Below are 17,672 nucleotides of genomic sequence, written 5' to 3' on the forward strand. Positions count from 1 at the left end.
ACAGGACAGGGACATGACCCACACCATCGCCATTGCTGGCGCATCTGGCCGCATGGGCCAGATGTTGATTGAGGCCGTGCGTGCAGCCGACGATTGCCGCCTGGGCGGCGCGCTGGACATGGCTGGCAGCCCTGCACTGGGCCAGGACGCTGGTGCGTTCGCTGGGCTGTCCACGGGCGTACTGATCACATCGGATTTGCAACAGGGCCTGAAGGGCTGCGACGTGCTGATCGATTTCACCCGCCCCGAAGGCACGCTGGCGCATTTGCGCGTATGCCGCGAATTGGGCGTGTCGGCCGTAATCGGCACCACCGGGTTCTCCGATGCGCAAAAGGCCGAGATTGCCGAGGTGTCCAAAGACATCGCCATCATGATCGCGCCCAACATGAGCGTGGGCGTGAACGTCACGCTCAAGCTGCTGGAGATGGCCGCCCAGGCGCTGTCTACGGGTTATGACATCGAAATCGTTGAGGCCCACCACCGCCACAAGGTGGATGCGCCTTCGGGCACGGCCCTGAAGATGGGCGAGGTGATTGCAGGCGCCCTGGGCCGCGACTTGAAAGAGTGCGCGGTGTATGAGCGCTACGGCGTGACGGGCGAGCGTGATCCTTCGAGCATCGGCTTTGCCACCATCCGCGGTGGCGATATCGTGGGTGACCACACCGTGCTGTTCGCTGGTACGGGCGAGCGCATCGAGATCAGCCACAAGTCATCCAGCCGCGCCACTTATGCCCAGGGCAGCCTGCGCGCCGCGCGCTTTCTGGCCGGGCGCAAGGCGGGCCTGTTCGACATGTTTGACGTGCTGAACCTAAAATGAGCCCGGTCGACCTGCTGTTCAAGGGTGATGTCGTCAGTAGTACGGTGTCAGTGCTATTGCTGGGCATGTCGGTGTGCAGCTGGGTGGTCATCCTCTGGAAGGGCTGGCTACTGCCGCGCGCACTGGCCGACGTGGCGCGCAGCACCGCTGCGTTCTGGCAGGCGCCAGACTGGGCACAAGCCCAGCAGGCGGTACGCAACTTTGACCGCGAGGCCCTGGTGGCCCCGCTGGTGGACGCCACACAGGTGCCCACCCAAGGGACACTGGCTGCCAGCGGTGACCGTTCGCAGCAACTCACGCGCGTGTTGCGCGATGCGCTGCATGGCGTGCTGCACCGCCTGCAGGCAGGTCAGGTGCTGCTGGCCACCGTGGGCTCCATTGCACCGTTTGTCGGTCTGCTAGGCACGGTGTGGGGCATCTACCATGCGCTGATCGGCATTGCGGGCGCCGGCCAGATCAGCATTGACAAGATCTCGGGCCCTGTGGGCGAGGCGCTGATCATGACGGCTGCGGGCCTGGCGGTGGCCATCCCTGCGGTGCTGGGCTACAACATCTTGGGCCGCATCATCGGGCGCATCGAAGCGGATTTGGAAGGCTTTGCGCGCGACCTGCGCGAGCTGTTGCTGACGTCGCAGGTATGAGCTTCGGCCGCTTGGAGCGCCCCCCCGGCGTGAAGCCCATGAGCGAGATCAACATGACGCCGTTGATCGACGTCATGCTGGTGCTGCTGGTGATCTTCATCATCACGGCCCCGTTGTTGGTGAGTGCGGTGAAGGTAGACCTGCCGCAGGCTGAAGGCGCACAGGCGGCGGACGCCCCCAAATACCTGTCCGTTGCCATTGACAAAACCGGCCAGATCTTCCTGGCCGACCAGCCAACGCCCCCCAGTGTTCTGGCCCAGGCCTTTCAAAGGGCCGCAACCCAAAATCCCCTGACCGAAGTGCAGCTGCGCGCCGACACCACTGTGCCCTATGGCCGGGTGGTGGAGGTCATGGGACTGGCCCAAAAAGCGGGCTTGAACCGCATAGGCTTTGTGGCCGAGCCCGAATCATCCAGTACCCTCACGCCCGCCAGCAACTGAGCCGCGCGGCGCAGCGCCTAAAATCCCTCCAGCTTCTCCTCTGGCAGCGCCTGTGCTGCCCACCCATTCCATGCAAGACAAGTACCAGCACCTCGACGTAGAAAAATCGGCCCAAGACCATTGGTCGCAGCCTCTGTGGAGCGGCCAGAACGCCTACCGCGTGACCGAGGACGAGGGCAAGAAGAAGTTCTACGCCTGCTCCATGCTGCCCTACCCCAGCGGCAAGCTGCATATGGGCCATGTGCGCAACTACACCATCAACGACATGCTCACGCGCTACCTGCGCATGAACGGTTACAACGTGCTCATGCCCATGGGCTGGGACGCGTTTGGCCTGCCCGCTGAAAACGCCGCGTTGAAGAACAAGGTGCCGCCCGCCCAATGGACCTACGAGAACATCGCCTACATGAAGGGCCAGATGCAGGCCATGGGCCTGGCTATTGACTGGAGCCGCGAGGTCGCCACCTGCGATCCTCAGTACTACAAATGGAACCAATGGTTGTTCCTGAAGATGCTGGAAAAGGGCATCGCCTACCGCAAGACCCAGGTGGTGAATTGGGACCCGGTAGACCAGACCGTGTTGGCCAACGAGCAGGTAATTGACGGGAAGGGCTGGCGTACCGGCGCCGTGGTCGAGAAGCGCGAGATCCCCGGCTACTACCTCAAGATTACCGACTACGCGCAGGAGCTGTTGGACCATGTGCAGATGGGCAATGAGAAAGCCACGCTGAACGGCTGGCCCGACCGCGTGCGCCTGATGCAAGAAAACTGGATTGGCAAGAGCGAAGGTGTGCGCTTCGCGTTCCCGCACGCCATCAAGGATGCGAGCGGCGCACTGATTGGCGATGGTCGCATGTACGTGTTCACCACGCGCGCCGACACCATCATGGGCGTGACCTTCTGCGCCGTAGCACCCGAGCACCCGCTGGCCGCGCACGCAGCCGTGGGCAACGCCGCACTGGCCGCTTTCATTGAAGAATGCAAGCACGGCGGCACCACCGAGGCCGAGCTGGCCACGCAGGAGAAAAAGGGCCAGCCTACGGGCTTGTTTGTGGCGCACCCACTGACCGGCGCACAAGTGCCGGTGTGGGTGGGTAACTACGTGCTCATGGGCTACGGCGATGGCGCCGTGATGGGCGTACCGGCGCACGACGAGCGTGACTTCGAATTCGCAAAAAAATACAAGCTTCCAATCAAAGCAGTAGTTGCTCCTGCCAGTTGGGACATAAGCAATATTTCCACTGATTTCCGCGCATCCTGGGCAACAGGACAGGAAAGTGAGAAATGGGAATTCCCTTCGTTGAATGACGGTGAAAAAAGTCTCAATTGGTTTGACTGGTTCCCTGTATTTTCTGCATATGGTCAATGCGTCAATTCCGGAAAATATGACGGATTGAACTTCAACGCAGCGGTCGATGCAGTGGCCGCCGACCTCGCGGCCAAGGGCCTCGGCGAGAAGAAAATCACTTGGCGTCTGCGTGACTGGGGTGTGAGCCGCCAGCGCTACTGGGGCACGCCCATCCCCATCATCCATTGCGACGAGCATGGCGCCGTACCGGTGCCCGAGAAAGACCTGCCCGTGGTACTGCCGCAGGACTGCGTGCCCGATGGCTCGGGTAACCCCCTGCACAAGCACGAAGGCTTCCACGCTGGCGTGGTCTGCCCCGTGTGCGGCAAGGCCGCGCGCCGCGAAACTGACACCATGGACACCTTTGTGGATTCCAGCTGGTACTTCATGCGCTACTGCGACCCCAAGAACGCAGAGGCCATGGTGGCCGGGGGCACGGACTACTGGATGCGCGACCAACAGCTGGCCACCGGTGGTAGCGGCATGGACCAGTACATCGGCGGCATCGAGCATGCCATCTTGCACCTGCTGTACGCCCGCTTCTGGACCAAGGTGATGCGCGACCTGGGCCTGGTGAAGGTGGATGAGCCGTTCACCAAGCTGCTGACCCAGGGCATGGTGCTCAACCACATCTACAGCCGCCGCACTGCCAAGGGCGGCAAGGACTACTTCTGGCCGCATGACGTGGAGCATGTGCTCGACGAGGCCGGCAAGGTGGTGGGCGCCAAGCTCAAGAACGAAGCCGACAGCGGCGATGGAAAATTGCCCGTGGGCACCGCCATCGACTACGAGGGCGTGGGTACCATGTCCAAGTCCAAGAACAACGGTGTGGACCCACAGGAGTTGATTGCCAAGTACGGCGCAGACACCGCCCGCATCTACACCATGTTCACCGCGCCGCCCGAAGCCACGCTGGAGTGGAACGACTCTGCCGTGGAAGGTAGCTACCGCTTCCTGCGCCGCGTCTGGAACTTTGGCTACAAACTGTCTGCTATGAATTCGGTAGCTGCCAGCGCAAGTGCGACGGGGGCTAGCAGCCTGAAAGATGTTGAATTTGGCAAGGAAGCGAAGGCTCTACGCCTGGAGATGCACACGGTGCTCAAGCAGGTGGACTTTGACTACCAGCGCATGCAGTACAACACCGTGGTGTCCGGCACCATGAAGATGATCAACGCGCTGGAAGGCTTCAAGTCCCTGGACAGCGCGGGTGCCCAGGTGGCGCTGATCGAAGGTTTCGGCATCCTGCTGCGCGTGCTCTACCCCGCCACGCCGCACCTGGCGCACACGCTGTGGTCCGAGCTGGGCTATGCCGGAACCTTGGGTGACTTGCTGGACGCGCCTTGGCCCCTGGTCGATGCCTCGGCCCTGGTGCAAGACGAAATTGAGTTGGTGCTGCAGGTCAACGGCAAGCTGCGCGGCGCGGTGCGCGTACCTGCCGACGCCAGCAAGGAAGCCATCGAAGCCGCGGCCCTGGCCAGCGAGGCCTTTTTGGCCCAAGCTGCTGGTGCCCCGGCCAAGAAGGTCATCGTGGTGCCCGGCCGCTTGGTCAACGTGGTGGTGTAAAGCTGTGATGCAACGCCGCCACCTGTTTGTCCTGCCCGCCGCGGTCCTGCTGGCCAGCTGCGGCTTCAAGCTGCGTGGCAAGCAGACCTTTGCCTTCGAGACTATCGCCGTCACGCCCGAGCGCGGCGGTGCGGTGGCGTCAGAGCTGATCCGTTACTTGGGCGACGCTGTGCGTCCGGTGGCGCCACCGACTGGCGGCCAGCCGCCGCAGGTGATTGTGGACATCCTGCAGGAGCTGCGCGAGAAGACGGTGGTGGGCGTCAACGCCTCGGGCCAGGTGCGCGAGTTCCAGCTGCGCATTCGCCTGAAATTTCGCATGCGCACGCCGCAGGGGCGCGACCTGATCGAGGACACCGAGATCATCCAGCAGCGCGACATCAGCTTCAACGAATCCGCGGTGCTGGCCAAAGAAGCTGAAGAAGGCCTGCTGTACCGCGACATGCAGTCCGACATCGTGCAGCAGCTGCTGCGCCGCATTGCCGCGGTCAAAACCCTGGACTGAACCCACATGGCCCTGGACCGCGTGGACCAAACCCTGCTGGAGCTGCTGCAAAGCGACGGCCGCATGAGCGCGCAGGCGCTGTCCGAGGTGGTCAACCTCTCGGCCCGCGCCACGCTGAACCGCATCCGCCGGCTCGAAGACGACGGCCTGATCGCGGGCTACCGCGCGTTATTGGCGCGCAAGGCGTTGGGCGAGCATGTGTCGGTGTTTGCCGAGATCGCGCTCAAGGACCAGCGCCAGGCCACGGTGCAGCGCTTTGAAGCGGCCATGGTGGCCTGCCCTGAGGTGATTGCCTGCCACTTGGTCAGCGGCCGATATGACTACCTGGTGCGCCTGGCCTGCCGCGACCTGGCGCACTACCGCGACCTCACCAACACCTGGATTGACGACATCGGTCTGGGCATCGACAAAGTGGTGACCAGCACTGAGCTGCAGACGGTCAAGGAATTCGCGGGCTTTCCGCTCATGGTGCGCGACGACAGCTAGGTGGCCCTGAGGCGCTTCCGAAACGGAAGTAACTTGCTGTCAATTCAGCACTTTTGCGTGCTTTACCTCTAACGCTTCGGCGCTTACAGCGCCCACTCCCAGCCTAAACTTCTTGTATGCCGGGTGGGCCATCAGGGCCTATGGAGGCCTGCGGATTCCGCACCTCTCCCGGCTACCTGAGGAGACACAACATGACCCGCTACATCGACGTCCACGACATGCAAGAGCTGGTGCGCCAGCACGGCCTGGCGCCCATGATGTCCGAGATGGCGCAGACCATCCGTGAAGACTTTCTGCGTTGGGAAGACTTTGACAAGTCCCCCCGCACGGCCAACCACAGCACCAATGGCGTGATCGAGCTGATGCCCGTGTCGGACAGCGCGCTCTATGCCTTCAAGTACGTCAACGGCCACCCCAAGAACCCGCTGCAAGGGCTGTCCACCGTGATGGCCTTTGGCGTGCTGGCCGATGTGGCCACCGGCTACCCCGAGCTGCTCAGCGAGCTGACCATCACCACCGCCCTGCGCACGGCGGCTACCTCCGCCATGGCGGCCAAGGTGCTGGCCCGGCCCGAGAGCAAGACCATGGCCCTGATCGGCAATGGCTCGCAAAGCGAATTTCAGGCGATTGCCTTCATGGCCCAGCTGGGCATCACCACGCTGCGCGTGTTTGACGTGGACCCCAAGGCCACCGACAAACTGGTGGCCAACCTGCGCCCTTACACCGACGCCGGCAGCCTCACCATAGCTCGCTGCGCCTCCACGCGCGAGGCCGTGCGCGGCGCCGACATCGTGACCACGGTGACGGCCGACAAGACGAACGCCACCATCCTGACCGCCGACATGATCGAACCCGGCATGCACCTGAACGCTGTAGGTGGCGACTGTCCCGGCAAGACCGAGCTGGAGGCAGAAATCCTGAACCACGCCAAGGTGTTCGTGGAGTTTGAACCGCAAACCCGCGTCGAGGGCGAGCTGCAGCAAATGCCGGCTGACTTTGTGACGCATCCATTGTGGAGAGTGCTGGCCGGCACTGGCGTAGGCCGTGAGAACGCCGCGCAGGTCACGCTGTTTGATTCCGTAGGCTTTGCGCTGGAAGACCTGTCGGCCTTGCGCTATGTGCACGCGCTGTCGCAAAAACTGGGCGTGGGCAGCACGGTGCAACTGGTGCCCGACCTACCGGACCCCAAAGACTTGTTTGCCTGCGCCACCGCCGCACGCCCGGCCTTGCGCAAAGCCGCATGAGTACTTCCGTTCTGCACCTGGTGGGTGCCGCGGTGGGCGAGGGCGCCAGCGATGGCGGCTGCAAGTGGGGTGCCGCGGCACTGCGCGAGCATGGTATCGCCAATGCGCTGGCTACGACCGGCCGCACCGTCACCTGGGGTGACACGGTGACCGCCCAGCCCATGCTGGCGACCAGCCGCCTGAACGCGATCGAAGGTTTCTCCGAACGCCTGGCCGGCACCGTGGCCCAAGTGCTGCGCCAGAACCAGCAGCCGCTGGTGCTGGGTGGTGACCATTCCTGCGCCGTTGGCACCTGGAGCGCGGTGGCTGACCATTTGCGCCCGCAGGGCACGCTGGGTCTGGTCTGGATCGACGCGCACCTGGACGCGCATACACCCGAGACTTCGGACAGCCAGGCGCCGCACGGCATGCCTGTGGCGGCCTTGCTGGGCCATGGCTCGGTGGGAATGACAGATCTCTTCGGCTGGCGCCACAAACTGCGCCCCGAGCATTTGGTCATCATCGGTGCGCGCAGCTATGAGCCGGCCGAGAAGGCGCTGCTCGATAGCCTGGGTGTGCGTGTGATGTTCATGCCAGAGGTGCAAGAGCGCGGCTTTGCCGCCTGCTTTGACGAGGCCCGCACTCGCGTGCAGACGGGTACGGCGGGTTGGGGCATCAGCTTTGACCTAGACGGCCTGGACCCGCGCGACGCGCCGGGCACCGGCACACCGGTAGAGCAAGGCATCCGCTTGGCAGATGCCTTGCAAGTGATGGCCGGCTGCAGCCAAGACCCGCAGTTTGTGGCGCTGGAACTGACGGAGTACAACCCGTTGCGCGACTTTGGCGGCCAAACCGCCCAGGCCGCCACAGAGCTGGTGTGTTCCATGCTCGCGCCTCAAGCCACAGCGCTAGGGTTGGCGGCTTAAGCTGAAGCCTGGGGGCCTTAAACTCAGCCCCCTATGCAACTCGCGGCTAACCAACTCAGCACCCATCTGCAGCGCGGGCTCAAGAGCCTGTACACCCTGCACGGGGATGAGCCGCTGTTGCAACAAGAGGCGTTGGACGCCATCCGCGCCAACGCCCGTGCCAATGGTTACACCGAGCGCACCTCTCACACGGTGGCAGGCGCTCACTTTGACTGGAGCGAAGTGCTGGCCGCGGGCGGTTCGCTAAGCCTGTTTGCCGACAAGCAAATCGTCGAAATCCGTATCCCCAGCGGCAAGCCCGGCAAGGACGGTAGCGTGGCACTGCAGCAGCTGGCCGAAGGCGCGCAGGGCAACGACTCCACCCTCACCATCGTCATGCTGCCGCGCCTGGACAAGATGACCAAGTCCACGGCCTGGTTTGCCGCCCTGGATGCCAATGGCGTCACGCTGGAAGTCAGCCCCGTGGAGCGCGGCGCCTTGCCGCAATGGATTGCCCAGCGTCTGGGCGCGCAGGGCCAGCGCGTGGAAGCCGGCGAAGAAGGCCAGCGCACGCTGCAGTTCTTTGCCGACCGCGTGGAGGGCAACCTGCTGGCCGCGCACCAGGAAATTCAGAAGCTCGGGCTGCTGTTTCCTGCCGATGCGAACGGCGGGGTCTTAACGCTGGAGCAAGTCGAGAGCGCCGTGCTCAACGTGGCCCGCTACGACGTTTTCAAACTCAGTGAAGCGGTGCTGGCCGGTCAGGCGGTGCGCGTGCAGCGCATGCTGGACGGCCTGCAGGCCGAAGGCGAAGCCGAGGTGCTGGTGCACTACACGCTGGCCGAAGACATCCGCGCCCTCAAACGCGTGAAAGACGCCATGGCCCAGGGACGCCCCCTGCCCATGGCGCTGCGCGAGAGCCGCATCTGGGGCGCGAAAGAGCGCCTGTTCGAGCGCGTGCTGCCCAAGCTTTCTGAATCCAAACTGGCCGAACTGCTGCAATCCGCCCACCTGGTGGACGGCATTGTCAAAGGCCTAAAACAACCCGATTGGCCCACCACGGGCTGGCAGGCGCTGCACCGGTTGGCGTTGCAGTTGTGCGGGTTGTGTGCTGTGGCGCCTGCAGGGGGCAATGCTCAGACGCGTGCGCGCTAAGCTTGGTGTGTAGCCCTCCAACTTAGAACGGTCCATGTCGTGTGCCTAAAAGCATCGCTAATACAGTCCCCGATTGACGTTTGCAGTGGGGGAGCTTCCCCTTGGGTTTCAGAAAAAAATGGCATCTGCCCTGATGGTGCGTGCGCCGGCAGCTACTAAAAACGTAGCGCTTTGACGCTACCGCGACTGCTGCGCCAAAACCGAGGGCTGTGGCCTAGCGTAGTCCCAGGCGTGTGAGCTTCTTGATGAGCCCCACCCGTGAAATGCCCAGACGCCGCGCGGCCTCGGACTGGTTGCCACCGACTGCGGTCATGGTGTCGCGGACCAAGCGCAATTCCAGCTCCAGCAGGGCGGCGTCCAGCGGACCAGCGCTTTCACCGTTGACGGGTGTCTCGGACCGGGGTGCGGTGGCGGCCTCCGACACATCGCCACTGGCCAGCCGTAGCAACTCTGCGTCCACCTCGCGCTGGTCGGGTAGTAGCAACGCGCCAGCCGACTCCACCACCGCTTTCAATTCGCGCACATTGCCCGGCCAGTCACGCGCCATCAACCAGGCCAGGGCACCGGCTGACAAACCTGCGCGCGGTGCCACGCGATGCAGAAAGCGCGTGGCCAGTAGCGGAATGTCGGCTGGGCGCTCAGCGATCGCTGGGGTGCGCAGCACCACGCCCTTGAGCCGGTAGTACAAATCCTCGCGGAAAGTGCCTTCGCGCACCATGGCTTCCAGATCGCGGTGCGTGGCGGCCACCACGCGGGTGTTGGCATGCTTCTGCGCCCGGCCACCCACGGGTACAAACGCGCCTTCCTGCAAAAAGCGTAGTAGTTTGACCTGCATAGGTGGTGGCATTTCACCCACTTCATCCAGGAACAAGGTGCCACCGTGCGCGGCCTCCACCAGACCGGGTTGGTCGCGGTAAGCACCGGTGAAGCTGCCCTTCATGTGGCCAAAGAGTTCGCTCTCCAGCAGTTCGGCCGACAGCGCACCGCAGTGGATGGCGACAAACGGTCCTGAGCGACGTGGGCTGCAGGCGTGCAGCGCGCGGGCGACTAGTTCTTTGCCGGTACCTGTGGGGCCCAATACCAGCACGCTGACGGTGGTTTGTGCGACGCGGCGCACCAGCGCGCGCAGTTGCACGGTGGCTGGCGCCAGGCCCACCATGCCCAGGTCATCCACTGCCTGCTCGACGCGCAGAGCGCTTAGTTCCGCGTCCAACCGCGCTTTGCGCAGGCCGCGGGCGACGACGAAACGCAGAATGTCGGGGTCTATGGGCTTGGTTAAAAAATCCCAAGCACCCAGCTCGGTGGCACGCAATGCCAGTGCGTGGTCGCCATGGCCGGTCAGCACGACCACCGGCACACGCGCAAAGCGGGGAATCAGGTCCAGGCCGATCTCGGGATCCATGTGCGGCGGCATGGCCAGGTCCAGCAGCACCAGCTCCGGCTGCTGTTTGGCAAACGCGGCTAGGGCTTGTTCAGTGTCGCCGGCCAATGTGACAGTGTGGCCCAGGTCGCGCAGGAAGTTGCCGCCCAGGCGCTGGAAGGCAACTTCGTCATCCACCAGCAGTACGTGCCCGGTTTCTGGAGCAACTTCGGAATGGTCTGTCATGGGGGGCATGCTGTTGTACTCGTCAGGGGGAACTGCAACGTGAAGCAGGTGCGCCAGGGTGCGCGTTCGGTCAGCGCCACAGAGCCGCCATGTGCGGCCATGGTGCGCGCCACAATGGCAAGGCCCAGGCCAGTGCCACCGGGGCTGCGTGAGGCAAAGGGTTCGAACAGGCGGCTGCGGATCTCCTCAGGCACACCGGGGCCGCTGTCGCAGACGTGCAGCAACACGGTGGTGTCGGTGGTCTCGACGTCGATGTGCATGGGGCTGTGGGTGGATTCGTTCCCTTCAGCGGCCGACGATGCGACGGCGATGCGTGCGTTCTCAAACAGATTGGTCAGTGCCTGCTCCACGCGTTGCGGGTCAGCGTCCAGCAGCACCGCTTGCGCCATGCCTGCGCCGAAGCTCACATTGGGCAGGCGCTTGGCGGCGGCGCGCACCTGTGCAACCAGGTCCATGCGCGTCGTGGAGAGTTTCCACGGTTTGGCGTAGTCCAGCAGGTCGCGTGTCAGATTGGAAATGCGGCCCACTTGGTCGGCCACCTCGCGTCGCGTATCGGTGGATGCCGTTGCCACAGCCATGGAGATGATGTTGAGCGGGTTGCGAATGTCATGCGCCACAGTGGCCGCCAGCGATCCAAGTTCGGCGAGGCGTGCCTGCAACTGGCGTTCGCGTTCGCGGGCAGCGAACTGCTGGGCCTGGTCCACGCGTGCCGCTGATTCGGCCACTATGGTTCCAAACAATTCCGCGACATGGCGGGGGCCGGGCGGTGCAGCGTCCCAACCTTGCAGTGTCGTACCCCAGCCTTTGCTGCCGTTGACGCAGACCAATTGCGGCGCGCTGGTGGCCATGTTGGAGGGGTCTCCGACGTGGACTTCGACTTGCGTGCCAATGCGCGTACTGAGGAGAACGGCCGCCTGTGAAGCTAACGCATCTGCGGTCTCGGCCGACTGCAACGCACTGCGCCAAGCCTCCAGATCGGTGACCGACACTTCGCCGCCCGGGTACACCAGCCGCTCGGCAAAGCGCCGCACCGGGCCGTTCAGCGCCAGCACGCTGGCAGCGACCGCCAGCCCACCCAGCCAGCGCGACTCAAATGGCAGCAGTAGCGGCGTCACCGCCACCACGACCGCACCCAAGGCCAGCAGCAGTGCCCAAACCAGCGCACGACGTGCCCAGGCGTTGGCCACAAAAACGCCGTAACGCAGGATGCCGTAGACGAGGATCAGCGAGTACAGCGGCAGCCCCAACAGCGGAAACGGGTAGATGGGGAGATCCAGTACGGCAATGCCGTAGCCCGCCAGGCAGAGCAAACCCCACAGGCACGAGGCGGTGACGGCGGCAATCTGTCGAAACTTCTGGTGATCGTGTGCGCGGCGCGCCCGCTCCAGTCCGAGCAACAACACTGCAACGCCGCCAATGCCGAGAATGACCCAGGCCATGCTGGCGATCCAACCCACCGCGCTGGCAATGGCGATCCATCCTATGTCCCGGTGCGGCGCAATATGGGCTGGTAACAAAATTTCGGACACGATGGTGGCCCCAGCGCCCAACGTATAGGCGGCTGTGACACCGGCTTGACCGATATTCACGGCGCAAAACACCGTGCAAAAGTGGAAGAACAGCGCGGAGGTGAAGGGCGCGGTAGCCAGCAACATCATCATGGCCCGCTCCGCATCGGGGCCGAACCAGTTGGGCAATTCGTTGCCGGTCATCCACAGCGAGATGCCCAGCAGAAAGGCGGCCAGCAGGCGGGCGCCAGCCACGCGGTCGGCCCATGCCAACAGCACGGCCGCCAACACCAGCGTTTCCAGCAATGCGAACCCGAGGACGACGTGTATCAGCATGGGAAAAGGGTAACGGGTGAATGGGCGCTATGCATGGCGGTAGACCTGTTCCTGGGGTTGACGATTGTGGCTCTGCACACTGTAAACCAAGTATGCAGATCGAGCGGTGATTTTCAATGAAATCAATGACTTGCGAGTGATGGCGAGGCTGGTCCAGTTTTCGCAATGAAGGATGCATCCGCCACTTCAGCGAGCTTCCCATGTCTGCCCTGACGCCCCTTGTTACCAGTCGCCCTCACAGCAACACACCTACGCCCGTCACTGCCGCACTTGACTTGGCAGCCCTGGTTGGTCCTGCTGGCTGGGCCCGCTTACCAGTTGCTGTGCAACACCGCTTCGGTGTCGCCCATGCCGATGTGATCTATGAAGGGCACATGGACCTGCGCTGTTCGCGCATCGGTCACGTCTACGCCGCATTCGCCCGCCTGCTTGGCGGCCCGCTAACCCACCTGAATAGCCGTGTCGTACCCACCACCGTGCGTGTCAGCGCCAACGGCCACGGTGGTGTCGTCTGGGAACGTTGTTTCCATACCGGCACCCAAGGCCAAGACCGTACTGTGCGCTCGACCAAAGAGATGGGCGCCGATGGCGATTTGCTGGAACGCACCGTTGGGGGGCTGAGCATGTCGCTCGATGTGTTCGAGGACGCCGGCACATTGGTCTTTCAAAGCTGCCGCTTCTGGCTGGTTTGGGGTCGCATGCGCCTGCCCGTGCCTGCCCTGCTGACCCCGGGCACCTGTCGCGTGGTGCACGCCGACTTGGGTGCAGGCCGGTTCCGCTTCACGCTGTCCATGGTGCACGCGCTGTGGGGCGAAACCTTTCACCAAACCGGTGTCTTTTGGGATCCGGTGGTTTGATTTTTAGAGTGAGGAATACACCATGAACACAATCTTCTTTCTGCTGTCTGTCCAGGCTGTCCTGGGCGCTTTTGACAACCTGTGGCACCACGAACTGGAGGCCAAGTTGCCACAGCGTATCTCGGCCCGCTATGAGCTGGCCCTGCACGCTGCACGTGAGGCCATCTACGGCGTCGTCTTCATCGGTTTGGGCTGGTTTGAGTGGCGCGGCGCCTTTGCCGTGGTGCTGGCCGTGATGCTGTTGACCGAGCTAGGCATCACGCTCGCCGATTTTCTGGAAGAAGACCGCACGCGCAAGCTGCCGCCGCTTGAGCGTGTGCTGCACACCGTGCTGACCATCAGCTACGGCCTGTTTCTGGGCGTCTTTGCGCCGGTGCTGTGGGGCTGGGCACAGTTGAACACTGCGATGGCCATGACGCCGCACGGCGGGGTCTCATGGTTGTGTACGGCCTATGGCCTGGGTGTGCTGGCCTGGAGCGTGCGCAATGGGTTGGCGGTGCGGCAGTTGAACCGCGCGGCGAAACAAACTCCTCTGTCGGTGCCCCTTGCCAGTGCTCACCGCATTGCTCCTGCGGTCCTGGTGACAGGCGCCACCGGCTTTGTCGGTAGCGCGCTGGTGGCCGACCTGCTACGCGACGGCCAGCGCGTGATCGTGCTGTCGCGCGACCTGCTACAGGCCCGCGCCAGCTTCGGACCGGGTGTATGGGTGGTTGACAGCCTGAATGCCATCCCCAGCGAAACCTGTATCGACGCCATCGTTAACCTGGCGGGCGCGCGCGTGTTGGGCATGCCCTGGACTGCAGCACGCCGATGCACCTTGCTCAATAGCCGTGTGGGTGCCACGGCAGCTGCGGTGAACTTGATGCGCCGCCTGCAACAGCCACCGCGGGTGTTGGTCAGCGCGTCGGCTGTGGGGTTTTACGGCGCTTCGCCCAACGCTTCGTTCGACCCCTTGGACGAGACGGCCGACCCGCGCCCGGGTGAGTTCCAGTCCGACCTGTGCGCCGCGACCGAGCATGAGGCCCGGCGTGCCGAAGGCATGGGCGTGCGGGTGGTGCGTATGCGGTTCGGCGTAGTGCTGGGACGCGGCGATGGCGCCTACCCCATGCTGGCCTTCAGTGCCCGTCTAGGGATGGGTGCTGTGCTGGGCAGCGGGCGTCAAGCTGCGCCATGGATACACCTGGACGATGCCGTAGGTATGGTTCGCTTTGCGCTGGCACAGGAAAGTCTGTGCGGTCCGGTCAATGCTGTCGCGCCTGACACCGTGCCGCAGGCGCTGTTTGCGCAAGCGCTTGCCGCGTCCTTCGGTCGGCATGTGTGGATGCGTGTGCCCAGCACACTGCTGCGCGCACTGATGGGCGAGATGTCCACGCTGTTGCTGGATGGGCAGAATGCCCGGCCACGTGCGGCGACGGCAGCGGGCTACCGGTTTGTTTACCCCAGGCTGGTTGGCGCACTGCAGGCATTGGCAGGCAAGGGGCTGACCCATTCCGCTAATTGGGAGACATCCACCCGGATATAGATATCTGCGAAAATCCCCCCATGAACGCGACCAACATCACCGAAATCACCCACGCCCTCGGTTCACAGGCCAAAGTGGCATCTGCCCTCATGGCCAAAGCGCCGGCTGCTATGAAAAACGCAGCGCTTCGGGCGCTGGCGCAGCTGCTGCGCGAGAACACGGCGGCGCTGCAGGTGGACAACGCCAAGGATATTGAGCGCGCCATCGCCAATGGTCTGGCGGCGCCCATGGTGGACCGGCTGAAATTGACGCCCAAGGTGCTGGAAACCTGCGCGGAAGGCTGCGAGCAGCTGGCGGCCATGGCCGATGTGATTGGCGAGATCATCGGCATGAAGCAGCAGCCCAGCGGTATCCGCGTGGGGCAGATGCGGGTGCCGATTGGCGTGTTCGGCATGATTTTCGAGAGCCGGCCCAATGTGACGATCGAGGCGGCCAGCCTGTCGATCAAGAGCGGCAACGCCTGCATTCTGCGCGGCGGCTCCGAGGCGATTGACTCCAACAAGGCGCTGGCCAAGCTGGTGCAGCAGGCGCTGGTGGAAAGTGGCCTGCCCGCTGATGCGGTGCAACTGGTGCAGACCACGGACCGCGAGGTGGTGGGCCATCTCATCGCCATGCCGCAGTATGTGGACGTGATCATCCCGCGCGGTGGCAAGGGCCTGATCGAGCGCATCAGCCGCGACGCCAAAGTACCGGTCATCAAGCACCTGGACGGCAACTGCCACGTGTATGTGGACGACCCCTGCGACATCGCCATGGCCGTCAAGGTGGCGGACAACGCCAAGACCAACAAGTACAGCCCCTGCAATGCCGCTGAAGGCTTGCTGGTGGCGCGCGGTGCGGCGGCCCAATTCCTGCCGCTGATTGGCGCGGTCTACGCTGCCAAGGGGGTAGAAATGCGCTGCGATCCCGAGGCTTTGGTCATTTTGCAGTCAAATCTGCCGCTAGCCCCCGTGAATACTGCGCAAGCAGCTAGCAATTCAGGAGCAAAACTGGTGCCCGCCACCGAGCAGGACTGGTACGAGGAGTACCTCGCGCCCATCGTCAGCGTCAAGGTGGTCGCGGGGGTGGACGAGGCCATTGCCCACATCAACCAGTACAGCAGCCACCACACCGACGCCATACTCACCACCAACCATGTGCACGCCCAGAGGTTTCTGCGAGAGGTGGACTCGGCCAGCGTGATGGTCAATACCAGCACGCGCTTTGCCGATGGCTTTGAATTTGGCTTGGGTGCCGAAATTGGCATCAGCACCGACAAGTTCCACGCCCGCGGGCCCGTGGGCATTGAGGGGCTGACCTCGCTGAAATACGTGGTGCTGGGCGAGGGCGAAGTGCGCACTTAAATGCCAATGGGCAGCGGCCCGAGTCTTGAAATCGGTGCAAGGTTCACCACCTAGGGGCGACCCCTAGAATGGGGATCCTTCTTGAAAGCGTCGTATGGTTCCGCACCTCGTTACCGCCCTGACGGGCCCCATCAATGAACTCGAGCAACGGGTTCTGGACTCCATGCCCGCCATCGAGCGCTGGTTTCGCCTGGAGTGGATGGAGCACACGCCACCCTTCTACACCGCGGTGGATGTGCGCAACGCCGGCTTCAAGCTGGCCCCGGTGGACACTAACTTTTTCCCCGGTGGCTGGACCAACCTGACCCCGGCCATGTTGCCGTTGGCCGTGCAGGCAGCCCAGGCGGCCATCGAGAAGATCTGCCCTGAGGCGCGCAACCTGCTCATCGTGCCCGATAACAACGCGCGCAGCACCTTCCAGATGAGCAATCTGGCCCAGCTGCGCCGCATCTTTCACATGGCGGGCCTGAACGTACGCATTGGCTCCATCAGCCCTGACATCAAGAAAAGCACCACCATCGAGCTGCCCAATGGCGAGAGCATCACGCTGGAGCCCGTGATCCGCACCAAGGGCCGCCTGGGCGTGAAAGACTTTGACCCCTGCACCATCCTGCTGAACAACGACCTGCGCAGCGGCGTGCCCGGCATTCTGGAAGACCTGCACGAGCAGTACCTGCTGCCCCCGCTGCATGCGAGCTGGACCACACGGCGCAAGAGCACCCACTTCAAGTGCTACGAAGAGGTGGCCAAGCGCTTTGGCAAGCTCATTGGCGTGGATTCCTGGCTCATCACCCCGATGTTCGACAAATACGGCGTGGTCGACCTGAGCACGTCCCAGGGTGTTGACGCCTTGCACCAGCGCGTGGACGCGATGCTGACCAAGGTGAAGAAGAAGTACAAGGAATACGGCATCAAGGAGAAGCCCTTCCTCGTCATCAAGGCGGACAACCGCACCAGCGGCAACGCCATCCTGACCGTGCGTGACACCAAGGACCTGGACGCCAAGCTGCGCAAGCTGGGCGCCGGGCAGGAGGCCTCGCCGGACCCGCTGGAACTGATCTTGCAAGAGGGCGTGCAGACCAATGAGCGTGTCAACGACGCCGTGGCCGAGCCCGTGGTCTACCTGATGGACCGCTATGTGGTGGGCGGTTTCTACCGCATGCATGCTGAGCGCGGCATTGACGAAAACCTCAGCGCGCCGGGTTCCAGCTACGTGCCATTGGCGTTTGCGGAGAGTACGCACTTACCCCAGCCGGGCGTCAAACCCGGGGCCAGTGCGCCCAACCGCTTCTACATGTACGGGGTGATTGGCCGCCTGGCCATGTTGGCCGCCAGCTACGAGTTGGAAGCCACCGATCCCGATGCAGAGCGCTACGACTGAGGCGCGTCAACCCATTTTGAGCGACCAGTTGCTGCGCTGCAA

General features: G+C 63.5%; 15 protein-coding genes. 13 read left to right on the forward strand and 2 right to left on the reverse strand.

Annotated elements, in window-relative coordinates:
* Window positions 1–13: 13 nt before the first annotated feature.
* The 9 genes from dapB (at window position 14) to holA (ending at window position 9,077) form a co-directional block, all read left to right on the forward strand.
* A complete protein-coding gene (gene dapB, locus AC1DZ5_RS09440; protein ID WP_477888388.1) occupies window positions 14–817 on the forward strand; it encodes a 4-hydroxy-tetrahydrodipicolinate reductase in 804 nt (267 codons plus the stop codon).
* The gene (locus tag AC1DZ5_RS09445; RefSeq protein ID WP_477888390.1) at window positions 814–1,458 is read left to right on the forward strand and encodes a MotA/TolQ/ExbB proton channel family protein; all 645 of its coding nucleotides are present in this window, start codon (window positions 814–816) and stop codon (window positions 1,456–1,458) included. Before dapB ends, AC1DZ5_RS09445 begins: the two co-directional genes overlap by 4 nt.
* Complete coding sequence (locus AC1DZ5_RS09450; protein WP_477888392.1) at window positions 1,455–1,898, forward strand: ExbD/TolR family protein; 444 nt, start codon at window positions 1,455–1,457, stop codon at window positions 1,896–1,898. The genes AC1DZ5_RS09445 and AC1DZ5_RS09450 overlap by 4 nt, the downstream gene beginning before the upstream one ends.
* Window positions 1,899–1,968: 70 nt before the next feature.
* Entirely contained in the window at window positions 1,969–4,809 is a 2,841-nt protein-coding gene (leuS, locus tag AC1DZ5_RS09455) for a leucine--tRNA ligase (protein WP_477888395.1), read from the forward strand.
* A gap of 7 nt (window positions 4,810–4,816) precedes the next feature.
* Window positions 4,817–5,311 (forward strand): LPS-assembly lipoprotein LptE, encoded by a 495-nt coding sequence (locus AC1DZ5_RS09460; RefSeq protein ID WP_477888397.1) that lies wholly within the window; start codon window positions 4,817–4,819, stop codon window positions 5,309–5,311.
* A gap of 6 nt (window positions 5,312–5,317) precedes the next feature.
* Window positions 5,318–5,797, forward strand: a complete 480-nt coding sequence (locus AC1DZ5_RS09465) for an Lrp/AsnC family transcriptional regulator (protein ID WP_477888399.1) — start codon at window positions 5,318–5,320, stop codon at window positions 5,795–5,797.
* Window positions 5,798–5,988: 191 nt separating this feature from the next.
* Complete coding sequence (locus AC1DZ5_RS09470) at window positions 5,989–7,041, forward strand: ornithine cyclodeaminase (protein WP_477888401.1); 1,053 nt, start codon at window positions 5,989–5,991, stop codon at window positions 7,039–7,041.
* Window positions 7,038–7,946: an arginase gene (locus tag AC1DZ5_RS09475; protein WP_477888403.1), complete on the forward strand. Its 909-nt coding sequence runs from the start codon at window positions 7,038–7,040 to the stop codon at window positions 7,944–7,946. Before AC1DZ5_RS09470 ends, AC1DZ5_RS09475 begins: the two co-directional genes overlap by 4 nt.
* A 33-nt stretch (window positions 7,947–7,979) precedes the next feature.
* The gene (gene holA, locus AC1DZ5_RS09480) at window positions 7,980–9,077 is read left to right on the forward strand and encodes a DNA polymerase III subunit delta (protein ID WP_477888405.1); all 1,098 of its coding nucleotides are present in this window, start codon (window positions 7,980–7,982) and stop codon (window positions 9,075–9,077) included.
* A gap of 214 nt (window positions 9,078–9,291) precedes the next feature.
* Here holA and AC1DZ5_RS09485 read toward each other — a convergent pair whose 3' ends face one another.
* Both AC1DZ5_RS09485 and AC1DZ5_RS09490 read right to left on the reverse strand, forming a co-directional pair.
* Window positions 9,292–10,683: a sigma-54-dependent transcriptional regulator gene (locus AC1DZ5_RS09485; protein ID WP_477888407.1), complete on the reverse strand. Its 1,392-nt coding sequence runs from the start codon at window positions 10,681–10,683 to the stop codon at window positions 9,292–9,294.
* Window positions 10,680–12,527, reverse strand: a complete 1,848-nt coding sequence (locus AC1DZ5_RS09490; protein WP_477888409.1) for a sensor histidine kinase — start codon at window positions 12,525–12,527, stop codon at window positions 10,680–10,682. The genes AC1DZ5_RS09485 and AC1DZ5_RS09490 overlap by 4 nt, the downstream gene beginning before the upstream one ends.
* Window positions 12,528–12,727: 200 nt before the next feature.
* Here AC1DZ5_RS09490 and AC1DZ5_RS09495 point away from each other — a divergent pair, with 200 nt between their 5' ends.
* The 4 genes from AC1DZ5_RS09495 (at window position 12,728) to gshA (ending at window position 17,630) form a co-directional block, all read left to right on the forward strand.
* Complete coding sequence (locus AC1DZ5_RS09495) at window positions 12,728–13,384, forward strand: DUF4166 domain-containing protein (RefSeq protein ID WP_477888411.1); 657 nt, start codon at window positions 12,728–12,730, stop codon at window positions 13,382–13,384.
* Window positions 13,385–13,406: 22 nt separating this feature from the next.
* The gene (locus AC1DZ5_RS09500) at window positions 13,407–14,906 is read left to right on the forward strand and encodes a TIGR01777 family oxidoreductase (protein WP_477888413.1); all 1,500 of its coding nucleotides are present in this window, start codon (window positions 13,407–13,409) and stop codon (window positions 14,904–14,906) included.
* A 20-nt stretch (window positions 14,907–14,926) separates the two neighbouring features.
* Entirely contained in the window at window positions 14,927–16,249 is a 1,323-nt protein-coding gene (locus AC1DZ5_RS09505) for a glutamate-5-semialdehyde dehydrogenase (protein ID WP_477888415.1), read from the forward strand.
* Between the two features lie 94 nt (window positions 16,250–16,343).
* Window positions 16,344–17,630 carry a glutamate--cysteine ligase gene (gene gshA, locus AC1DZ5_RS09510; RefSeq protein ID WP_477888417.1) on the forward strand — a complete coding sequence of 429 codons (1,287 nt, stop codon included), beginning with the start codon at window positions 16,344–16,346 and terminating at the stop codon, window positions 17,628–17,630.
* The last annotated feature ends 42 nt before the right edge of the window (window positions 17,631–17,672 follow it).

Source organism: Rhodoferax sp. P1_F3 (assembly GCF_056405715.1).